The organism is Paraburkholderia dilworthii (genome assembly GCF_000472525.1).
Lineage (GTDB): Bacteria > Pseudomonadota > Gammaproteobacteria > Burkholderiales > Burkholderiaceae > Paraburkholderia > Paraburkholderia dilworthii.
This window is the reverse complement of sequence record NZ_AWZT01000029.1, coordinates 73,156-93,631: the sequence shown is the minus strand read 5'-3', so window position 1 is coordinate 93,631 and position 20,476 is coordinate 73,156. Positions and strand designations below refer to the sequence as shown.

General features: G+C 61.5%; 16 protein-coding genes. 4 read left to right on the top strand and 12 right to left on the bottom strand.

The genetic code is table 11. The features are described from left to right. A partial coding sequence (locus tag F759_RS0123005; protein ID WP_152530691.1) for an IS110 family transposase occupies nucleotides 1-345 on the bottom strand: 345 nt, incomplete at its 3' end. A 796-nt stretch (nucleotides 346-1,141) separates the two neighbouring features. Here F759_RS0123005 and dinB point away from each other — a divergent pair. Further along, nucleotides 1,142-2,311, top strand: coding sequence for a DNA polymerase IV (gene dinB / locus F759_RS0123000; protein WP_027801940.1), 1,170 nt, complete (start codon nucleotides 1,142-1,144; stop codon nucleotides 2,309-2,311). On the opposite strand, the gene F759_RS0122995 is transcribed toward dinB, so the two are convergent. From F759_RS0122995 to F759_RS0122970, 6 genes are all read right to left on the bottom strand, one after another. Then, nucleotides 2,278-3,765, bottom strand: coding sequence for a heavy metal sensor histidine kinase (locus F759_RS0122995; RefSeq protein WP_027801939.1), 1,488 nt, complete (start codon nucleotides 3,763-3,765; stop codon nucleotides 2,278-2,280). The genes dinB and F759_RS0122995 overlap by 34 nt on opposite strands. Beyond that, the gene (locus F759_RS0122990) at nucleotides 3,762-4,448 is read right to left on the bottom strand and encodes a heavy metal response regulator transcription factor (RefSeq protein WP_027801938.1); all 687 of its coding nucleotides are present in this window, start codon (nucleotides 4,446-4,448) and stop codon (nucleotides 3,762-3,764) included. The genes F759_RS0122995 and F759_RS0122990 overlap by 4 nt, the downstream gene beginning before the upstream one ends. A gap of 102 nt (nucleotides 4,449-4,550) precedes the next feature. After that, nucleotides 4,551-5,960 carry an efflux transporter outer membrane subunit gene (locus F759_RS38310; protein WP_244438890.1) on the bottom strand — a complete coding sequence of 470 codons (1,410 nt, stop codon included), beginning with the start codon at nucleotides 5,958-5,960 and terminating at the stop codon, nucleotides 4,551-4,553. Between the two features lie 68 nt (nucleotides 5,961-6,028). After that, a complete protein-coding gene (locus tag F759_RS0122980; protein WP_027801937.1) occupies nucleotides 6,029-7,249 on the bottom strand; it encodes an efflux RND transporter periplasmic adaptor subunit in 1,221 nt (406 codons plus the stop codon). An 83-nt stretch (nucleotides 7,250-7,332) separates the two neighbouring features. Next, nucleotides 7,333-10,521, bottom strand: a complete 3,189-nt coding sequence (locus F759_RS0122975; RefSeq protein WP_027801936.1) for an efflux RND transporter permease subunit — start codon at nucleotides 10,519-10,521, stop codon at nucleotides 7,333-7,335. Nucleotides 10,522-10,735: 214 nt separating this feature from the next. Further along, the gene (locus tag F759_RS0122970; protein ID WP_027801935.1) at nucleotides 10,736-11,170 is read right to left on the bottom strand and encodes a VOC family protein; all 435 of its coding nucleotides are present in this window, start codon (nucleotides 11,168-11,170) and stop codon (nucleotides 10,736-10,738) included. Between the two features lie 147 nt (nucleotides 11,171-11,317). On the opposite strand from F759_RS0122970, the gene F759_RS0122965 reads away from it, so the two are divergent. Both F759_RS0122965 and F759_RS0122960 read left to right on the top strand, forming a co-directional pair. Continuing rightward, on the top strand, nucleotides 11,318-12,193 hold the full coding sequence (locus F759_RS0122965; protein ID WP_027801934.1) for a LysR family transcriptional regulator: 876 nt from the start codon (nucleotides 11,318-11,320) through the stop codon (nucleotides 12,191-12,193). Between the two features lie 116 nt (nucleotides 12,194-12,309). Continuing rightward, entirely contained in the window at nucleotides 12,310-12,948 is a 639-nt protein-coding gene (locus F759_RS0122960) for a LysE family translocator (RefSeq protein ID WP_027801933.1), read from the top strand. A 5-nt stretch (nucleotides 12,949-12,953) separates the two neighbouring features. On the opposite strand, the gene F759_RS0122955 is transcribed toward F759_RS0122960, so the two are convergent. Then, the gene (locus F759_RS0122955) at nucleotides 12,954-14,651 is read right to left on the bottom strand and encodes a SulP family inorganic anion transporter (protein WP_027801932.1); all 1,698 of its coding nucleotides are present in this window, start codon (nucleotides 14,649-14,651) and stop codon (nucleotides 12,954-12,956) included. A gap of 685 nt (nucleotides 14,652-15,336) precedes the next feature. On the opposite strand from F759_RS0122955, the gene F759_RS0122940 reads away from it, so the two are divergent. After that, nucleotides 15,337-16,194 (top strand): PA4780 family RIO1-like protein kinase, encoded by an 858-nt coding sequence (locus F759_RS0122940; protein ID WP_027801930.1) that lies wholly within the window; start codon nucleotides 15,337-15,339, stop codon nucleotides 16,192-16,194. Nucleotides 16,195-16,256: 62 nt separating this feature from the next. On the opposite strand, the gene F759_RS0122935 is transcribed toward F759_RS0122940, so the two are convergent. From F759_RS0122935 to F759_RS0122920, 4 genes are all read right to left on the bottom strand, one after another. Further along, nucleotides 16,257-17,312 carry a LacI family DNA-binding transcriptional regulator gene (locus F759_RS0122935; protein WP_027801929.1) on the bottom strand — a complete coding sequence of 352 codons (1,056 nt, stop codon included), beginning with the start codon at nucleotides 17,310-17,312 and terminating at the stop codon, nucleotides 16,257-16,259. A gap of 48 nt (nucleotides 17,313-17,360) precedes the next feature. Further along, nucleotides 17,361-18,539 (bottom strand): ABC transporter ATP-binding protein, encoded by a 1,179-nt coding sequence (locus F759_RS0122930; protein ID WP_027801928.1) that lies wholly within the window; start codon nucleotides 18,537-18,539, stop codon nucleotides 17,361-17,363. Between the two features lie 64 nt (nucleotides 18,540-18,603). Further along, entirely contained in the window at nucleotides 18,604-19,521 is a 918-nt protein-coding gene (locus F759_RS0122925) for a carbohydrate ABC transporter permease (protein WP_027801927.1), read from the bottom strand. Continuing rightward, on the bottom strand, nucleotides 19,521-20,474 hold the full coding sequence (locus F759_RS0122920) for a carbohydrate ABC transporter permease (RefSeq protein ID WP_027801926.1): 954 nt from the start codon (nucleotides 20,472-20,474) through the stop codon (nucleotides 19,521-19,523). The genes F759_RS0122925 and F759_RS0122920 overlap by 1 nt, the downstream gene beginning before the upstream one ends. Nucleotides 20,475-20,476: the final 2 nt, after the last annotated feature.

Sequence of the window (20,476 nt, the reverse complement as noted above, 5' to 3'; positions counted from 1 at the left end):
AGGTTCTGTTCGCGGTGTGACGAAACGCATGGACGGGCGGGATGCTGCCTCGCAGATCGCTTGCGCATCAGCGAAGTCGTTTTTGTTACTTTTGACGAAGGGTCTCACAAAGTGCGGTGAGATTAGCCTGACGCGGTGTCCGAATGCGCCCAGGGTGCGTGCCATGAAGTGCGCGCCGGCACAGGCTTCCATGACAATGGTGCAGGCTGGAAAGTTCGCTAGTAGCTCCACGAGCTGCTTGCGCGTCATTTTCCTCCGGAACACTTCGTTGCCCTTCCGGTCCTGGCCGTGCAGGTGAAAACAGTGTTTGCCGAGATCAATTCCTATGAGCGCCACATCTTGCATGATGGTTCCCCTTGGTAGAAGGCCTCCGTAGCGTAACCTGACCTCGGAGGCGGGGGCGACCATCTCATTAACACACTCGTATGCCTACCCGCTACTGTAAGTGGGAGACCGTGTCCGGAGTTTCAGGGGGCCGCTCCACTCGTTTCACCCCAAATTGCATTTCAAGAAGTTCGTCGAGTGATTTACTCTAGATACATCAATTCCGATTGTCAGTGTGATGCTGCAAAAATGCGCTTCTGTTTGCTTCCTCTATCCTTTGGCATAGCCACACGGACCACTGCGAGTGCCGTACAGGCAATGGTCAAACCGCACAAGGCGCGCCTACAACCGATCGCATCTAGCCTCGAACGAGTCCCACCCAACGTTGGAGCCACATTCTTTTCACACAGCACGAGTTGAAGCAGACTTTGTTGACGCCGATTCCCCGCAAGCTTTGCCACGTCCGAAAATTGACGCAAACACAACTGCGCGCCGACGGTTCGATGTCGCTTACTTGATCCTGCTGCATCGTCACGGCTTTGGTCGGCTGGCATGACGCGGATCTTGCACCATTGTGCTGTGAACAGTAGAATACTGTATAGATATACAGTATATTCGGCGTTGGTGAAGATGCACATCGCGAAAATGTACATACGGCTGATTCTAGGTCACCGAAGAACGCGGGTTTCGATATTCGAGCAAGATTAGCGGCCGCAACGACCAACGCCTATGTTGTTTTCGAAAACTGGTTCAGAGCCCTCGCGACCCTACGTACGGAAATTGGAAATATGTTGTGTAGCGTGGCAATACAGTTATCGTGAGCAACGAGCCTTCACGTCGCATCGCGCATGTCGACATGGATGCGTTCTATGCTTCAGTCGAACTGCTTCGCTATCCTGAGTTAAGAGGCAAACCCGTTGTAATCGGAGGCGGCCGCAATGCGACACGGGAACTTCAGTCCGACGGTACGCGGCGCTTCGCCAAACTCCGCGATTACGCTGGACGTGGTGTCGTCACGACATCGACGTACGAGGCGCGAGCGTTCGGCGTGTTTTCGGCGATGGGCATGATGAAGGCTGCGCAACTCGCGCCGGATGCGGTTCTTTTACCAACCGATTTCGACTCCTATCGACGTTACTCGCGCCTATTCAAGGACGCAGTTCGAACGTTCACCGATCAGATTGAGGACCGAGGGATTGACGAGATTTTCGTTGACCTCACGCTCGTGCACGGTGACTCGCGTGTGCTCGGCGCTCGCATCAAAGATGCAGTTCGAGAAGCGACCGGCTTAACCTGCTCCATTGCGATTGCACCGAACAAACTTCTTGCAAAGATCGGCTCAGAACTGGACAAACCTGACGGCCTCACGATTCTCACGCGCGCGGACGTGCCGCTGCGCGTGTGGCCGTTGCCGGTGCGCAAGGTCAACGGCATCGGGCCCAAAGCAGCGGAAAAATTGACAGCGCTTGGCATCGCCACGGTTGGCGATCTGGCGGCGGCAGACGCGGGCCTGCTGCAAGATCACTTTGGGCGCAGCTACTCGGCGTGGCTGATGGAGGTCGCGCAAGGCCATGACGAGCGGCCGGTCGTGATCGAATCAGAGCCGAAGTCGATGAGCCGCGAGACCACCTTCGAGCGTGATCTGCATCCGCGCCATGACCGGCCTGCACTGTCCAGTTCGTTTACCGGCCTGTGTGTGCGGGTCGCAGAAGACCTCGTATGTAAAGGCTATGTGGGCAAGACGGTCGGCATCAAATTGCGCTACGACGATTTCCGCACGGTCACGCGCGACCTGACGCTCGACACGCCGACCGCCGATGCCGCCGAAATACGGCGCGCGGCCACCGAATGCCTGCGGCGCGTCGAACTGAACCGCAAGCTGCGGCTGCTCGGCGTGCGCGTGAGCGCACTGACTCCTGCAAGCGCACAAGCGCCGCAGCGGCGTCTGCCGGTTCAGGCAGACTTGCCTTTTACGAGCGACGAATAGGAAGCCGGTGCGGCTGCGTTGTTCGCATTCGTCCCTGCATTCGCCGCCACATTCCCCGCGCCTGAACGTACCGCCGGCACAGCGCTGTCCGCGAGCGAAGCAGCAATCGAAAAGGCAAACGTGTTCACGCCGTTCGCGCTCTGCACCGACACGCTGCCGCGATGCATCTCTGCAATCGCCTTCACGATCGCGAGACCGAGACCGTGATTTTCGCGGCTATTCGTGCGCGATGCTTCCGCGCGATAAAAACGGTCGAACAGATGTTCGAGCACGGCGGGCTCGATCGGCTCGCCGGGATTCGCAACTTCGATCCGCACCTGCTGCCCGTCGCGCACGATCCTGACGTTGATCTGTGCACCCGCCTGGCAATGCTGGATCGCGTTCATCAACAGATTCGTGCAGGCTCGGCCGAACAGCGAGCGGTTCACATGCGCCGCGGCGTCGCCATGCAAGCGCGCATGCACGCGGGCTTCTTCGAGCGGAATCTCCAGAAACTCCAGCGTATGCGACACCTCCGCGGCGAGCGACACTTCCACCAGACCCGTCGCACGCTCGCCTTGATCGGCGCGCGCGAGGAACAACATGTCGTTGATGATCGCGCGCATGCGTTCGAATTCCTCGAGATTCGACTGCAAGGTATGACGCAAATCGTCGACGGAGCGGTTCCGCGTCAACGCAACTTCGGTCTGCCCGATCAGGATCGTCACTGGCGTGCGCAATTCGTGCGCGACGTCTGCATTGAACGATTCAAGCCGGCAGTATGCGCCGTCGAGTCGTTCGAGCGCGCCGTTGAACGAATTAGCGAGGTCATTCAACTCGTGCGGCAACGACGCGGTATTCAGCCGTTGCGAGCGATTGTTCGGACTGACTGCCGACGCGTCGCGCGTGAGACGCGTCAACGGCGCGAGGCCGATGCGCGTCACCGAATAACTGAGCAGCAACACCGCGAGACTGCCAAGTGCCGACAGCGCAGCGAGCGCAAAGCCGAATACGCGCATCGTGCGAATGTTCGGCAAATAGCTCGACGCAACCTGCAACTGCATGGGCGGACGCGTCGAATAGCCGGGAATGGACACGGTGGTGGTGAGCATGTCTTCGCCGCCACCTACCGGTTTCACGCGCGCGTAGCCACCGGGCCAGGTCTTCACGGACGAGCCTTCGATGGGCTTGCCGTAGTTGTAGGACGGCTCGATGCTCGTTACCGCATACACGGTACTCCGGTCATGCGGGGTCATGTCGGTCAGCTTCTCGCGCGACATGCGCCATTTTTCAGGAGTGAGCCCGTGATTGCAGATGAGCCGCGCAATCTGCGCACGGTCGTCGAGCGATTCGCGCAAGTGGCTTTCGAGTTGCGAGCGCAACACCGCGAAAAGCCCCGCGCCGACGAGCGTAAACACAAACAGCGCGACGAGCGCGAACATCAATGCGAGGCGCCGCGCAATAGAACGGTTCATGGCTGCTCCGCCTCTTCGCGCACTTCGAGCACGTAACCCATGCCACGCACCGTGTGCAGCAGCTTCGACGAAAATGGGCCGTCGAGCTTCGCACGCAATCGCTTGATCGCGGTTTCGACCACGTTCGTATGACTATCGAAGTTGACGTCCCACACGAGTTCGGTGATCGCTGTCTTCGACAGAATATCGCCTTGCCTGCGGGCTAAAACGCTTAGCAGCTGGAATTCCTTGGCGGTCAGATCGAGGCGCACGCCCTCTCGCGTTGCGCGCCGCCCGATCAGATCGACAAACAGATCGCCGACGCAAATCAGCGTGGATTCCTGCGAACGCGTGCGGCGCGCAAGCGCGTGCAGGCGCTCGACAAGTTCGAGGAAGGAGAACGGCTTGGTCAGATAGTCGTCGGCGCCTTCGCGCAGGCCGCGCACGCGATCGTTCACATGATCGCGCGCAGTCAGCATGATGACCGGTGTGGACTTGCGCATGCGCAGCGCCTTCAGCACGCTGAAGCCGTCGCGCTTGGGCAGCATGACGTCCAGCACGATCACGTCGTAATCGAACTCGGTGGCGAGATGCATGCCCTCTTCGCCATCGAGGGCGACGTCCACGACCCAGCCCTGCTCTGTCAAACCGGAGCGCAGATAGTCCACCACCTTGTGCTCGTCTTCAACAATCAGCAATTTCATGCGCGTCCCCTAGTGTCTGCATTATACGAAACGCCTTGTATTGCTTCGTTCACCTGACGCGTCTCAGCGCGCGGCGGCTCGTGCTTGCGTCGCGCCGTTCGGCTACATGTCCTGCTGGGCGACGTCCGACACTTGGCTACCCGCCTCCCACCCACCGCCCAGCGCCTTCACGAGTGCAACGGAAAGCGTCATCTGCTGGCCGTGAATCTGCGCGTCCTGGCGTTTGCTGTTGAGCAGCGACTGCTGCGCGGTGATCACGTCCAGATACGCGACGAGGCCGCCCGAATAACGGTCGTTGGCAAGCGCAAGCAGACGCTGCGCATCCGCGACCGCTTGCTCTGATTGCTTCGCCGCGCCGTCGAGCACGGCAAGCCCCGTAATGCCGTCCTGCACCTGCTGGAATGCGTTGAGCACCGTTTGCCGATAATCGGCCTCGGTCGCTTTATAGCCTTCGCTTGCGAACTGCACGTTGGCCGCGCGGCGTCCGCCGTCGAACAGCACCTGGCCCGCTGCCGCACCGAGCGTCCACATCAGCGTCGGCGCGCTTAGCAAGCTCGCGAGTTGCGTGCTTTCCCAGCCGATGCCGGGCGTCAGTGTGAGGCTCGGAAAAAACGCCGCCTTAGCAACGCCGATCTGCGCATTCGCCGCTGCCATCGCGCGCTCGGCGGAGGCGATGTCGGGCCGCCGTTGCAGCACGTCGCTCGGCACGCCGAGCGCAATCGCCGGCACCTGCGAGTTCAGCACCTTCGGCTCGATTGCAAATTGCGGCGCGGGCACGCCGACGAGCGCGGCGATCGCATGCTCGAATTGCGCGCGCTGGTTCAGCAGCAGTTGCGCCTGCACACGTGTGGTGTCGAGCAGCGATTTTTGCTGCAACACGTCGAGCCCGGACACTGCGCCGAGCTCATGTTCGGAGTTCACATAATCGAGCGCTTTCTGTTGCAGCTTGACCGACTGATTCAGCACGTCGATTTCGGTGTCGAGCTCGCGCAATGAGAAGTAGTCGCTCGCCACCTCGGTGGTGAGCACGAGCCGCGCATTCGCGAGATCGTCGGCCGATTGCTCGGCGGACGCCGCCGCGCCTTCCACCTGGCGGCGTATGCGGCCGAAGAGATCGGTGTCGTAGCTGATCGTCGGACCGAGTTGCACGTTGTTCTGCACCGTCGACGTGGTCGGCACGCCATAGTTCGTACGCGGCCTGTCTCGCGAAATCCGGAAGCGCGACGCCGATGCCGCGAGGTCCACCTCGGGAACCTGCTGCGCGCGCGTATTCGCAAGCGTCGCCTTCGCCTGGGCATAGTGCGCGCTCGCGGCCACGAGCGTCTGATTCTGCGCGAGCGCCTGCGCCTCCAGCGAGGCGAGCGTGGGGTCGCGATAGACGTGCCACCAGTCCGGGTCCATCGGCGCATGCGACGGAGCCGCGACGCGCCAGTACGAATCGGTGTTCCATGCGGGCGGCACCTCTGCCTGCGGCCGCTTGTAGTCCGGGCCGACGGTACACGCGGCGAGCATGGCCGCGCCAGCCGCCACGCCGGCCGCAGCGGCAAAGCCGACGACGCCCCGGCTGTCGCGCCTGCGCTTCACGACGCCTCCTTGCTCTTCTGCGGCTGCGCGATTTCAACATGATCGCCGTCCGCAATGGAATCGCTCGGGTTGATGATGATTTTGTCGTTACCATCAACTCCGCTTTCTATTTCGAGCGTCTGCCCGAGGTCCTGCGCGATCACGATCTTGCGCAACTGCACGTTGCCCTTTGCATCGACCACTGCAGCCCGCGGACCCTCGGCGCGAAACAGCAACGCGTTGCCAGGTATCATCCACTGCGCGCGGGCGACGGAAGCCAGCGCTACTTGCACATAGGCGCCCGGACGCAGCTTGTTATCCGGATTCGGCAGCGTCACTTCGACTTGGAGCGACCGGGTGGGCACGTCGATCGCGCCCGAGATGTGCGTGACGGTGCCATGAAACTGCTGGCCGGGCAGCTCTGCCTGCGTGACGACGACGTTCTGTCCGACCGATACGTTTTGCGCGTACGCCTGCGGCAATTGCACATAAACACGCAGCGGATCCGACTGTGCGAGCGCGAACAGCGCGCGGCTCGTGCCGCTGCCCGCGTCGATCAGGTCGCCCACATCTACATTACGTTGCGTGACCACGCCCGCGAACGGCGCGACGATCCGCTTGAACGATTCGAGTTGGCGCAGGCGCTGCACGTTGGCATCGGCGGCGGCAAGATTCGCGACATCCTGCGTATACGTGCTCTGCCGTTCGTCGAGTTCCTGCTGCGAGACCGCATCCCGTTGACGCAGCTGCTGCCAGCGTTCGAGCGAGCTCTTCGCAAGCGCGAGACTCGAACTGGTTTGCTGCCGCTGCGCGAGTGCCTGCGCGAGCTCCTGATCGATCTCGGGCGTGTCGAGTTCCGCGAGCAACTGGCCCTGCTTGACGCGCGTGCCGATGTCGGCATACCAGCGCAGCAGATAACCGGTGGAACGCGCATAGATCGGCGATTCGACACTGCCGCGCAACGTGCCCGGCAACGTGGTGCTGCCGCCGCCTTCGGCCGGCGTCGGGCTCACCACGTTCACGTATTGCGTGGCGTTTTGCTTCGTCGTCTGCTCGACGGCGCGGTTTTGCATGAGGTTCGCGATCACCGTGCGCAATGCGCCGAGTGCAAGCAGTATCAGCACGATCCAGATGGCGATCTTCGCGCGCTTCCATTCGCGATTGCGCGGCGGCAGTGCGTGGCCGCTTTCGGTCTCTCGCGACGGAATCGCCAGCGATGCATGAGTTTTTTCGGTCATCTCAGTTAGCCATCTCGGTTAGCTAGCTCCGTTAGCCTGGGTAGCCGTATTCATCACGTGTTCTTCAATCTGCCTGTTCGACTTCAGGCCGGTTCGCCGGCACTGCCGTTGCCGTTGTCTTCAGGTTCGTCGCGATGGCGCCGCGCGAGGCGCGTATGAATACCTGCGAACACCAACGGCACGAAAAACAGCGTGGACACCGTCGCAAACAGCAGTCCGCCGATCACCGCGCGGCCGAGCGGCGCGTTCTGCTCCGCGCCTTCGCCGAGGCCGAGCGCCATCGGAATCATGCCGATGATCATCGCGAACGCCGTCATCAACACCGGGCGAATGCGGCTTGCTCCCGCTTCGAGCGCGGCCGTGAGCGGCGGCGCACCGGCGGAAAGCCGCTGACGCGCGAACGCAACCATCAGAATACTGTTGGCCGTGGCCACGCCCATCGTCATGATCGCGCCGGTGAGCGCCGGCACGCTCAGATGCGTGCCGGTCAAAAACAGCATCCAGACGATGCCCGCAAGAGCCGCAGGCAAAGCACTGACGATAATCAGCGGATCGACCCACGACTGGAAATTCACGACGATCAGCAGATACACGAGCACAATCGCCATCGCCACGCCGAGGCCGAGACCGAAATAGGAACTGCGCATCGTCTGTACCTGACCGCGTACGGTGATCTGGCTGCCGCGCGGCAGCGACGCGCGCGCTTCTTCGACAAGCTTGTCGACCCGGTCCGCGACGCTTCCGAGGTCGCGCTTATCGACGCTCACGTAGAGGTCGATCACCGGCCGGATGTTGTAGTGCGTGACGACCGCGAACTGGCTTTGCGGCTGCACGCGCACGAGATTGCCGAGCAGTTGCGTCGGACCCGTTGCGGAAGCCGACACCGGCGTGCGCAACAGGTCGTCGATAGACGAAATACGGTACTGCGGCGTTTGCACTGCAACGTTGTACTCGACGCCGTTGCGCTCGTTGTACCAGAAGCCGGGTGAGGTCTGCGAGCTCCCCGATAGTGAAATCAGCAGGTTTTGCGCGACATTGCTCGCGGTGAGATTGAGTTGCTGCAAACGCGTGCGGTCCATTTGCAGGTTGATGGCGGGCTCGTCGAGCTTCTGCTGGATGTGCGTGTCGACCGTGCCGGGGATCAGGCGCACCTGTTTGAGCAGCTTGCGCGCGACCTCGAAATTACCCTGTTGATCCGCGCCGGAGATCTGCACGTCCACGGCTGCGGGAAGGCCGAAGTTCAGAATCTGCGTGACGATGTCCGCGGGCTGAAAGAAAAACTCCACGCCAGGAAAACGTTGCGGCAGCATCGCGCGCAGCTTGTCCACATAGACTTGCGTCGGCTCGTGGCCTTCTTTCAGTGCGATCTGGATCTCGCCGTCGAGCGTGCCGATCGTGCCTGCGTTGCTATACGAAAGGTTGATGCCGCTGTACGGCAAGCCAAGGTTGTCGAGGATCGTGCCGAGCTCATTTTCGGGCACGACTTCGCGGATCACCTTTTCGACTTCGTCGGCAAGACGCGCGGTTTCCTCGATGCGTGTTCCGGTCGGCGCGCGCATATGCAAGCGGATATTGCCCGCGTCGACACTCGGGAAGAAGTCTTCACCCAGCACGAACGCGAGCCCCATCGACACCACGCAAAAGCCGAGAAAAATGCTGCCAAAGCGGGCGCGGCGCACGAGCAGGCTGCTCAGAATCACAATGTAGGCGGCTCGCATGCGCTCGAAGCCGTTATCGAAGCGTCGATAAAGACGCGCGAACAGGCTCGGCTTTGCACCGGCCTTCGGCCTATGCGCGTGGCCCATCAGCAGCATGGCCAGCGTGGGCACGAGCGTGCGCGACAGAATGTACGACGCGAGCATCGCGAAGACCACCGCTTCGGCGAGCGGCACGAACAGGTAGCGCGCCACGCCGGTCAGAAAGAACATCGGCACGAATACGATGCAGATACACAGCGTCGAAACGAGCGCGGGAATGGCGATTTCGCCTGCGCCTTCGAGAATCGCATCGTGCAGATTCGTGCCCATATGCAGATGCCGCTCGATGTTCTCGATCGTCACCGTCGCATCGTCGACGAGAATACCCACCGCGAGCGCGAGACCTCCGAGCGTCATGATGTTGATGGTCTGGCCGAGCGCATGCAACGCGATCAGCGAGGACAAGATCGACAACGGAATCGAGATCGCGATGATGCAGGTGCTGCGCCAGTTGCCGAGAAACAGCAGAATCATCGCGGCGGTCAACGCCGCCGCGACCACCGCCTCGCGCACCACGCCCTGCACAGCCGCTTTCACGAACACCGATTGGTCGAACAACGCCGTGATCTTCAGATCGGGCGGCAACGCCGCGCGCGCGGCCGGCAGCAAGCGATGCAGCGCATTGACGATCGAGAGTGTCGACGCACTACCGTTCTTCAGCACCGAAATCAGCACGCCGCGATGGCCGTTCTGCCGCACGATATTGGTTTGCGGCGAGAAACCGTCGCGCACGTGAGCGACTTCGCGCAGATACGTCGTCGCGCCGTTGACCGTGCGCACCGGAATATCGTTGAGCCCTTCGAGCGTCGGCGGCGAGCCGTTCATGTTGATCGTGTATTCCTTCGGTCCGATCTTCGCCGTGCCGGTCGGCAGAATCAGGTTTTGCGCGTTGAAGGCGCTGACCACGTCCAACGGTGTAAGACCCTTGGCGAGCAACGCGCGTGTGTTGAGGTCCACCGAAATCAGCCGCGATTTGCCGCCGTATGGATACGGCACGGCCGCGCCGGGAATCGTCACCAGTTGCGGCCGCAGGAAGTTGAGCGCCGTATCGTTGAGCTGCTGCTCCGAGAGCCTCGTGCTCGACAGGCCGAGTTGAATCACTGGAATGCTGGACGCCGAATAGCTGATCACGAGAGGCGGCGTCGCGCCCGGCGGCATCTGTTTGAGCTGCGCCTGTTCGACTGCCACTGTCTGCGCAATCGCGGTCTGGATGTTCGCATTCGGCTGCAAGAACACCTTGAGGATCGTGATACCCGCGAGCGATTGGGACTCGATATGCTCGATGTCGTTGACCGTGGTGGTCAGGCTGCGTTCGTTGACCGAGGCGATGCGGTGGGCCATGTCCTCCGCGGACAAGCCGTTGTACGTCCAGATGATGCTGACCACCGGAATATTGATTTCCGGCAGCACGTCGACCGGCGTGGTGAACAGCACGAAAGGCGTCGCCAGCACGATCAGAATGGCCATCACGATGAACGTGTAAGGCCGCTTAAGCGCAACGTTGACAATCCACATGAAACGCGCCTGAATAAAGTGCAGGTGACTGCGGGAGCAGGTGAGGGATGGGCGAACTGGCGCTTATGCTAGATCGCTGGCACCAACACCTGCATGGCGCGAAAATGGCGGAATTGTCAGGAAGCTTATCGTAAGAAAAACCTGCTGACAGGCGGCCCTTCGCAACGGCTGACCGCCGTTTTGTTTCAATTAGCCTACGCTTTTTTTCATGCCTTCACTTCGCGAACAGCGACGACATATCGGCAAACGCCTTGAATTCGAGCGCGTTGCCCGACGGGTCGAGAAAAAACATGGTCGCCTGTTCGCCGACTTCGCCCTTGAAACGCACATGCGGCTCGATGATGAAGTCGATGCCGGCCTTTTGCAGCTTGTCCGCCGCAGCCTGCCATTGCTCCATTGAAAGCACGGCACCGAAGTGGCGCACCGGCACGGCGTCGCCATCGACCTTGCTGGTCTGGCGGTGGCCCACTTCTTCCGGCGCGAGGTGCGCCACGATCTGGTGTCCGTAGAAGTTGAAATCGACCCACTGCTCCGAACTGCGACCTTCGGGGCAGCCGAGCAATTCGCCATAGAACTCGCGCGCAGCAACAAGGCTATGAACAGGAAACGCCAGATGAAACGGCGGCAAGACGGTGTCGGCAACGCTCATGATGTATGGCTCGCTGTTTATGTAGGTGATGCGGTTGATGATCTCGACGGGGACATGCCTAAGTCGCCAATAGCTTAACCACCAGAAAAAATGGTGCAAAACGATATATATTTGATCTGACCATCACCAAAATCGATCAATCGAACCATGCTCGCCGAACTCAGAACTTTAATCGCCGTGAGCCAGTACGGGACGTTTTCGGGCGCGGGCGCTCGCATCGGACTCACGCAGTCGGCCGTCAGCGCGCAAATGCAGCGACTCGAAGAAGAGCTCGGCTTTGCGTTGTTCGACCGCACGGGCCGCTCGGCCACGCTCAACGACGCTGGACGCGAAACGCTCGCGCTCGCCGAGGAAATCATGGCGCTTTACGCGCGGCTGTCCGAACGCGGCGCGGTCGCGGCGGAGAGCGGCATGCTGCGCGTGGGTGCGATCGCATCGGCGCAAGTTTCGTTTCTCGCGAACGCATTGGCGCGCTTTCGAGTAGACCGTCCAGGCTGGCGCATTCGCGTCGTGCCGGGCGTATCGCTCAATCTGCTCGGACAGGTGGACTCGGAGGAACTGGATCTTGCTGTCATTATCAAGCCGCCGTTTGCACTACCGTCCGAACTGGAGTGGCGCTCGCTCGTCACCGAACCGTTCATGCTGCTCGTACCTAAAGCGCTCGCGCGCGGCAAGCAGTCGTGGCGCGAACTGTTGAAGAGCGAACCGTTTATCCGCTATGACCGTACGTCGTTCGGCGGCCGGCTCGTCGACCGTTTTTTGCGGCGCGCGCGGCTAGATGTGCACGACGTGCTGGAGCTCGACGAATTGCAGGCGATCGTGCAACTGGTCGCGCGCGGCATCGGCGTCGCACTCATTCCGAACACCGCAGGCCTCGGCAAGTGGCCTGCGGGCGTCGTCGCGTTATCGCTCGAAGATGCGACCTTTCATCGTGAAATCGGCCTCGTGCAGCGCCCGCGGCATAGCCGTCAGGCGGTGGCCGGGGCGCTTGCTGATTGCATCGGAACCGCGGCGAACGAATAAAACGCGGCGCGGATGCGCGATTGTGCAGATCGACGCGCGCTCAACTGTATCTGTGCGGTCCATGCGGCGGCGCGCAGAATCGCTATTCCCACTGCCCATCCCCGAGTCGCAGCCCCATGACGCCCACCGCCTTCGTCACCGCCGATGTCCTGATCGCCTACAGCGCCTACTTCGTCGGCACGGCAAGTCCCGGCCCGAGCAATCTGGCCATCATGTCTCTCGCAATGCGCGCCGGCCGCCGCTCGGCGCTCGTCTTTGCGCTGGGCGTGGTGTCGGGATCGTTCTTCTGGGCGCTGCTGGCTTCGCTCGGTTTGTCGGCGGTGCTCGCTACTTGCTCGGAATGCCTCGTCGCGATCAGGATCGCCGGTGGGCTTTATCTGCTGTGGCTCGGCATCAAATCGGCGCGCTCGGCGTTCGCCCCTCGCGCATTACCGGAAAGCGACGCACGACAGAATGAGCCGCTCAAGCGGCTCTATCTGCGTGGCCTGCTGTTGCATCTCACGAATCCAAAGGCTGTTCTCGTGTGGATGTCGATCGTGTCGCTCGCCATGTCGCCGACGGGCGGTACGTCGCATATCGCGCCCATCGTGCTCGGCTGCATGTGCATCGGCGTGTCGGTGTTCAGCAGTTATGCGCTGCTGTTTTCGACGGCATCCGCGCGGCGCATCTACATCGCGATACGACGCTGGCTCGACGGCTCGCTTGCGATCATGTTCGGCATTGCCGGTCTGAAGATGCTGGCTTCGAAAAGCTAACGCCTTTATTTCCCGACCGGCTGCTCCACGCCTGCGGCGCGCAGCGCTTCGTGCAACGTGCTGAAAATGCAGCTTGCGCCGATGATCGGCGTGATGCCGTGCCGGTCCATGTCCGAGCGCAAATAGCGGTTCACGCGAGCGAAAATCACGTCGATGCCGCTTTGTTTCAACAGCGCGCACAGTTCGCCCACGGAGCGCGACGCCGAATAGTCGAGGTCGGTAATCGCGCTTGCATCGATGACGAACCAGCGCACGCTGCTCGGCGCATGGTCGATCAGGCGCCGAGCGTCGTCGACGAAAAAGTGGTCGTTCGCGTAGAACAGGTCGGCGCCGAAGCGGTAAACGATCAGCCCCGGCGAAGTCTGCGTGCCCGCAACCGCGGGCACCGGCACCCAGATGCCGTCGTCGCCGGGCGCGAGAATCATCGTATGCGGACGATAACTGTGGCGCACGTGGCGCAGCAGCGACAACGCGACCGCCACCAGAATGCCGTGCTCGACGCCGATCACCACCACGGCCGCAGCGGTGAACACTGCGAGTGCGAATTCGCCAGGACTCTCGCGGCGAATCGCAAACAAGGACTTTAGATCGATCAGTCCGACCGCGATCGTGAATACGATGCTCGCCAGAATGCAGCGCGGCAGATACTGCAAAAAGCGGCTGAAAAACAGCAGGACCACGACCACCACCGCCGCGAATACGATCTGCGCAAACTGGCTGCGCGTGCCGGCACGATCGGCCATCGCCGTCTGCGTCGGACTGCCGTTCACTACGAACGCGCCCGACAACGCTGCCGCTGCATTGGCCGCGGCGATGCCGAGCAGGTCGGCATTCGTGTCGACTGCTTCGTGATGGCGCTCGGCGAACACACGGCTCGCCGCGGCGCTTTGCGCGACGATCATCACGAAACACGAGGCCGCGACCGGCACGAGGTCGAGCATCTGCTGCCATGTGACCGACGGTATGCGCAGCGGCGGCAACCCTCCGGCCACCGGACCCAGCACCGCAATGCCAAGCGCGGCGAAACCGTACACATCGCTCGCGGCGATCCCCGCCACGACTGCGATCAGCGGCAACGGTAAACGCGGCCAGACACGTTTGCAGAACAGAACCGCCGCGACCACCAGCACCGAAATCGCGAACGTCGGCCCATTAAGCTGCGTCCAGTCACGCGCGACGAGCACAAGCTGATCGATGCTGCGCGCCGCGTGACCCGGTAAGCCGAGCATATCGCCCAACATGGCAATGCCCACTTGCACGCCGACTCCGGCCAGGAAGCCGACCAGCACGGTGCGCGACAGGAAGTCGGCGAGAAAGCCCAGTTTGAAAATGCGCGCGACAAGCAGCAGCGCAGCGGTAAGCAACGCCACCATCGCGGCGAGCGACGCGTATTCGACGCTCGAAACCGGCGCCATGTTCGACAGGCGGCTAGCGAAGATCGTGGCGGTGGCGGAATCTGCAGCGACGACGAGATGCCGGGATGCCCCGAAAAAGGCAAACGCAATAAGCGGCAGAAAGACCGTGTAGAGCCCGGTAACGGCCGGCATGCCCGCAATGCGTGCGTAACCGAGTACCTGCGGAATATCCATCGACGCGAGCTGCACGCCCGCCAGCGCATCCCGCATGGCCGCGGCGCGGCTCAATGGAAGCACGCCCTTGAGCACACTCGCGCGTGCCGCCAGTTTCGCCAGAAAGTTATGCATACGCGATGCGGCCCCGATTCAGGTTATCGCGCATCGTGCCGCGACCCGGCACTCGAAAGCAAGGGCCGCAGACAAACCGGCGACGGCTGAAGGCCGGCAGCGGAATTCACCTGCCGGCTTTGCTGAAGCTCCCGACGTTGAAGATCAACGCTTGAAGTGACCTGTGCGCGGATCGACATGCCGCGCAAAACCGAAAAGCGCCACAATGCAGATCGGACAGGCGATCACGAAAACGGCCAACATCCTCACACCCCGTAATCATTTTTTGTTGCAGTCAAGTCTACGCGATAAGGTCGCGAAATGAATGAGGGAAAACCGCAAAGCACTGTTGCGGACTATTACACATTGTCAGGAGGCAGCGCATTTTAGGCCCCTGAAATAGCGGGCAAAACTGCTGAACGCGTCATGCGCGCGCATTGGGCAAATGCTAGTTCGGACGCGCAAACGTTTTCGCGGTCATTGCTTCCGCGCGTCGCAGAAACTCTGCTTTGGTGCGTCCGGAAAATCCGGTAGATGAGTGCGTCAAGCGTTCACGCTTATTCGCGGGCCACAGCAGCCACGTCCCCATATAAAGAGCCGCGCGGCCCGAGCGCTTATAATCCAGCATGACTCGAATCCCGCACCACTTCTCTTCGTCGCCGGCCGCACACGGCCGCCGCGTCTTCCGCCACACCACGGCGGTCGCATGAAAACACCGAAACGTTTGCTCCCGCTAGTCGAGGAAGGCCTCATCGACGAAGTCATTTCGCAGTTGATGAGCGGCAAGGAAGCCACCGTGTACGTGGTCCGCAGCGGCGACTCCACGCGCTGCGCGAAGGTCTACAAGGATGTCAAACAGCGCAGCTTTCGCCAGGCCGCGTCGTATCGCGAGGGCCGCAAGGTCAAGAACAGCCGCCAGCAACGCGCGATGGAAAAAGGCAGCCGCTACGGCCGCGAGGTGCAGGAACAAGCTTGGCAGAACGCAGAGGTCAGCGCACTTTTCCAGTTGGCCAACGCCGGCGTGCGCGTGCCGCAACCCTTCATTTGCAGCGATGGTGTGTTGCTGATGGAACTCGTCACCGACGCCGAAGGCAACGTCGCGCCGCGCCTGAACGACGTCGACATGAGCGAGGCGCGCGCGTTAGAACTGCATGCGCTACTCGTCAATCAGGTCGTGCGCATGCTGTGCGCCGGCATGATTCACGGCGATCTGTCCGAGTACAACATTCTGCTCGCCGCCGACGGCCCTGTGATTATCGACCTGCCCCAAGCCGTGGACGCCGCCGGTAATCTTGAAGCGCCCGCGATGCTCGAACGCGACGTGAACAACCTGGCCACGTATTTCGGCCGCTTCGCGCCCGCGCTGTTACGCACGAATTACGGCAAGGAAATCTGGTCGCTCTACGAGGCGGGCGCCTTGCACGTCGACGCGCCATTAACGGGGCATGTAGAAGCCGATACGACGCCGGTCGATCTGGAAGCCGTGCTTCAAGAGCTCGAAGATACGCGGCTCGAAGAAGAAGCGCGTGTGCGCTATGAGGAATCGCTGCGCAGCGGCACATAAGGCTACGTCAGGCGAGCGTGGGCGGCATGGCGTGCAACGCGCCACCGCCTTTTCGCAAGAAACTACGAAGCGCTGCTCAAACGCGATGTACCGATCGAAGCCGGCTCGACGCCCGGCGCCGGTCCCACGGACTCGCGCATTGTCACGCTCACCGGAAACTCGCGGAATATCTCCCACGTGGTTCGATAGCATTGGTTGACGAGCCAGCGCACGGCGTTCCGCGTCAGTTCGGCCGTTGGAATATGCACCGACGTGAGGCCGGGCGCGGCATAGGCGGCAGAGTAATCGTCGTCGTAACCGATCACCGACAACTCGTCCGGCACCGAAATCCCCGCTTGATGAAAACGCGCGAGCGCGCTGACAGCCATTGTGTCGTTCGCGCAGAAAAGACTCGTAAAACGCCGCTTCGAATCGAGCAGCTTTTGTGCGGCCGCATAGCCGCCTTCCGGCGAGAAGTCCGATTCGATCAAGGTCACGTCGCTGCGAGCAATGCCTGCGCGCGCGAGTTCAGCGAAGAAGCCTTCGAGCCGCGTGAGGTTGTCCGATGCTGTAAAAGGCCCGGAAATCACTGCGATTTCGCGGTGCCCGTGGTCCAGCAGCGTGCGCGCCGCCAGTTCGCCGCCGTGCCAATGATCTGCGCAAAACGACGCCTCCGGATATTGATCGAACGCGCGATTGAGGAACACCATTTTCGGGTGCATTCGATGCAGCATGATGAGGTCTTCGTCGTGCAGGTCATGGCTGATTACCACCACGCCGTCGCAATCGCGGCCAATCAGAAAACGCACGGCCTCGATGGCCTGCTCGCGCGGCGACACTTCTCCGCAGCCGGTTGCGACCACCACATGACGGCGCACGGCGCGTAGCTCAGTGTCGGTCTGTTTGAGGATGGTGCCGTAATAGGAGCCGAAAAACGTCGGCACGAAAATGCCGATCATGCCGAGCGACTGCGTCGCCATCGCGCGGCCGATGGAAGACGGACGGAAGTTGAGTCGCTCGATTGCTGCCCTCACGCGCGCTGCGGCGTCGGCCGACACCGGTCCCTTGCCGGAAATAACGCGTGACGCGGTCGACATGCCGACACCAGCCAGCGCCGCGACATCTTTCAGTGTTGCCACACGGTTCTCCGTCACACCATGCTGATTTCAACGACACCCACGCTCGCGCTATAAACGCGCGCCGCCCGCCGCGTCGAAAAGCGAGACGTGTGTGCCGTCGAGCGAGAACGCCAGCGTATCGCCCGGCATTACCGGCGCCTTGCTTTGATCGATCGACGCGATCTGCACTCCATGATAGTCGAGCCAGACGACGCGGTGGTTGCCCATCGGCTCCACGAGCGAAACTTGGGCGCGCTCGCCAGCGCCTTCTGCGCCCTGCGTTGGGCCAATCCGGACATCTTCCGCGCGAACGCCGAGCACGCATGGCCCGGGCGGCGATTGCAGCCGTGATTCGCCGGGCTGATGGACGAACGCATAGTTCGATACGTCGAGCCGCCACTGCCCGGTGCAAAAATAGAGCGAGCCGTCGCGCTGCTCCAGCGTGCCATTGACCAGGTTCATCGCAGGCGTGCCGAGAAACGTCGCGACAAAGAGGTTCGCGGGCCGCGCATAGACTTCCGCAGGTGTGCCGAACTGCTGGATCGCGCCGCCACGCATGACGGCCATGCGCGTGGCAAGCGTCATTGCCTCGACCTGGTCGTGCGTCACGTAGATCATCGTTGCGCCCAGACGCTGGTGCAATTGCTTCAACTCGCGGCGCAGTTCCGTCCGCAACTTGGCGTCGAGATTGGACAGCGGCTCGTCGAACAGAAACACGTCGGCTTCGCGCACGATCGCGCGGCCGATCGCTACGCGTTGCCGTTGCCCGCCTGACAGTTGCGCCGGCTTGCGTTTGAGCAGCGGCCCGAGTTGCAGCATCTCGGCGGCGCGCGCCACGCGACGCGCGATCTCCGCCTTCGGCGTACCGTTGATGCGCAACGCGAACGACAGATTGCGCTCCACGCTCATCGTCGGATACAACGCGTATGACTGGAATACGAGCGCTATGCGGCGATCTTTCGGATCGGCCCACGTCATGTCTTCGCCGGCAATTTCAATGCTGCCGTCCGTCACGTCGATCAGCCCCGCAATGCTGTGCAGCAACGTGGATTTGCCGCAGCCCGAGGGGCCGAGAAGCACGACGAATTCGCCGGCTTGCACGTCCAGATTCAGGTTCTCGATCACCGTGTTGCCGCCGAGCCGGATCGTCAGATTGCGCACCGCGACGTTGACCGGATGGGTGAGGTTCGCGGCATCGGCGACACCGGGCAAGCTGTGCGCATGCGCCGTGTCCGCGGATTCCGCCATATCAGCCGCGCCGGTCAGTGGACTTGTGAGTGTGTTTGCCTGTTTAGCCACGTAGGTCATCGCTTTACCCTTTGACCGCGCCGGACGCAATGCCGCGCACAAACCAGCGGCCCGAAATGAAGTACACCGCAAGCGGCACCAGCGAGGTCAGAATCGTCGCCGCCATGTTGACGTTATAGAGCCGCTCGCCGGTCGTCGTATTGATGATGTTGTTCAGTTGCACCGTCATCGGCAAATTTTTGGTGCCTGCAAACACGAGGCCGAGAATGAAGTCGTTCCAGATACCTGTCACCTGCATGATGATCGCCACGACGACGATCGGCGTGGACATCGGCAGCATCAACTGGACAAAGATACGCCAGAAACCGCCGCCGTCGATGCGCGCCGCCTTGAACAGTTCTTGTGGAATCGACGCGTAGTAGTTGCGAAACAGCAGCGTCATGACCGGCATGCCGAAGATCGTATGAATCACGACGATACCCGGCAGCGAACTGAACAAATGCACGCTCGCAAGCACGCGCACGAGCGGATAGACCATCACCTGCACAGGGATGAACGCGCCCATCAGCAGCACGCCGAATAGCACGCCCGCGCCGCGCGGACGCCAGAACGACAGCGCATAGCCGTTCACCGCGCCGATAGCAATCGAGAACACCGTGCTCGGCACGACGATACGGACTGAGTTCCAGAACCCCACCTGAATGCCGTTGCAATCGAGCCCCGTACACGCGGACTGCCAGGCGGCGCTCCATGCATGCAGCGTGAAATGCGCGGGAAGAGCGAGCAGATTGCCGAGCCGGATTTCGCTCATCGGTTTAACCGACGTGACGAGCATCACATAGAGCGGCAGCAGGAAAAATAGCGCCGCGGTTAACAGAAACAGATAGACGCCGAAGCGCGCCGGTGTGAATGCCGCGCGGCGTCGGTGCTTGGACGCACGATGCAGTGTGCCGCTTTTCAGCGGGGAACTGAATGTGTTCATCACACCTCCCTACGCAACGCCGCGCGGCTGCGAGCATAGAAGAACGGCGCGAGAATCGCGAGCACGGTCGCAAGCAGAACGATCGACGCCGCCGACGCGAGGCCGATGTTCGCGCGCCCGAACAGATAGTCCATGATGAACTTCGCCGGCACCTCGCTCGCGGTGCCGGGGCCGCCTTGCGTCATCGCCACCACGGCGTCGTAAAGCTTCACGACCATCACGAACAGCAGTACGAACGCTGTGGAGATCGACGGTCCGAGCATGGGCACGACGATGCTCGCATAGACCCGCCAGCGCGGAATGCCGTCGATACGCGCGGCTTTCCACAACTCGTCGTCGATGCCGCGCAAGCCCGCCAACAGCAACGCCATCACGAGCCCCGACGCCTGCCACACCGTTGCAATGACGATCGTATAGATCGCCCAGTCCTGATCGACGATCCAGTCGAAGCGCGCATGAACGAAACCGAGCTTATGCAGCACAGCCTGCGCGCCGAGCTGCGGATTCAGAATCCACTGCCAGACAAGGCCCGTCGCAACGAACGACATCGCATATGGATAAAGAAACACCGTGCGCAATGCGCCTTCCGCGACAACGCGCTGATCGATAAAGATGGCGAGCAGCAACCCAATCGCCATGCAGGCGACAATGAAGCACACGCCGTAAATCACGATGTTTTGCAGCGACAACAACCAGCGATCGTTGTTAAAGAGCCTCGCATATTGCGTGAAGCCCGCGAAGTCGCCGGATGGAAACGTGCGCGAATTGCTGAGCGAGACACGCGCGGTCCAGACCATCGTGCCGAGGTAGGCGAACACGACGGTCAGGATCATCGGCAGCAATGCGAGCCATGCCGCAATCGAAAAACGCTTTTCTAGCGGCTTTTTCAAGGGCTTTTTGCGAGGTCCGGGGTCCGGTGACGTGGACGACGCAGGCAGCTTGAGCGCGTGCATGT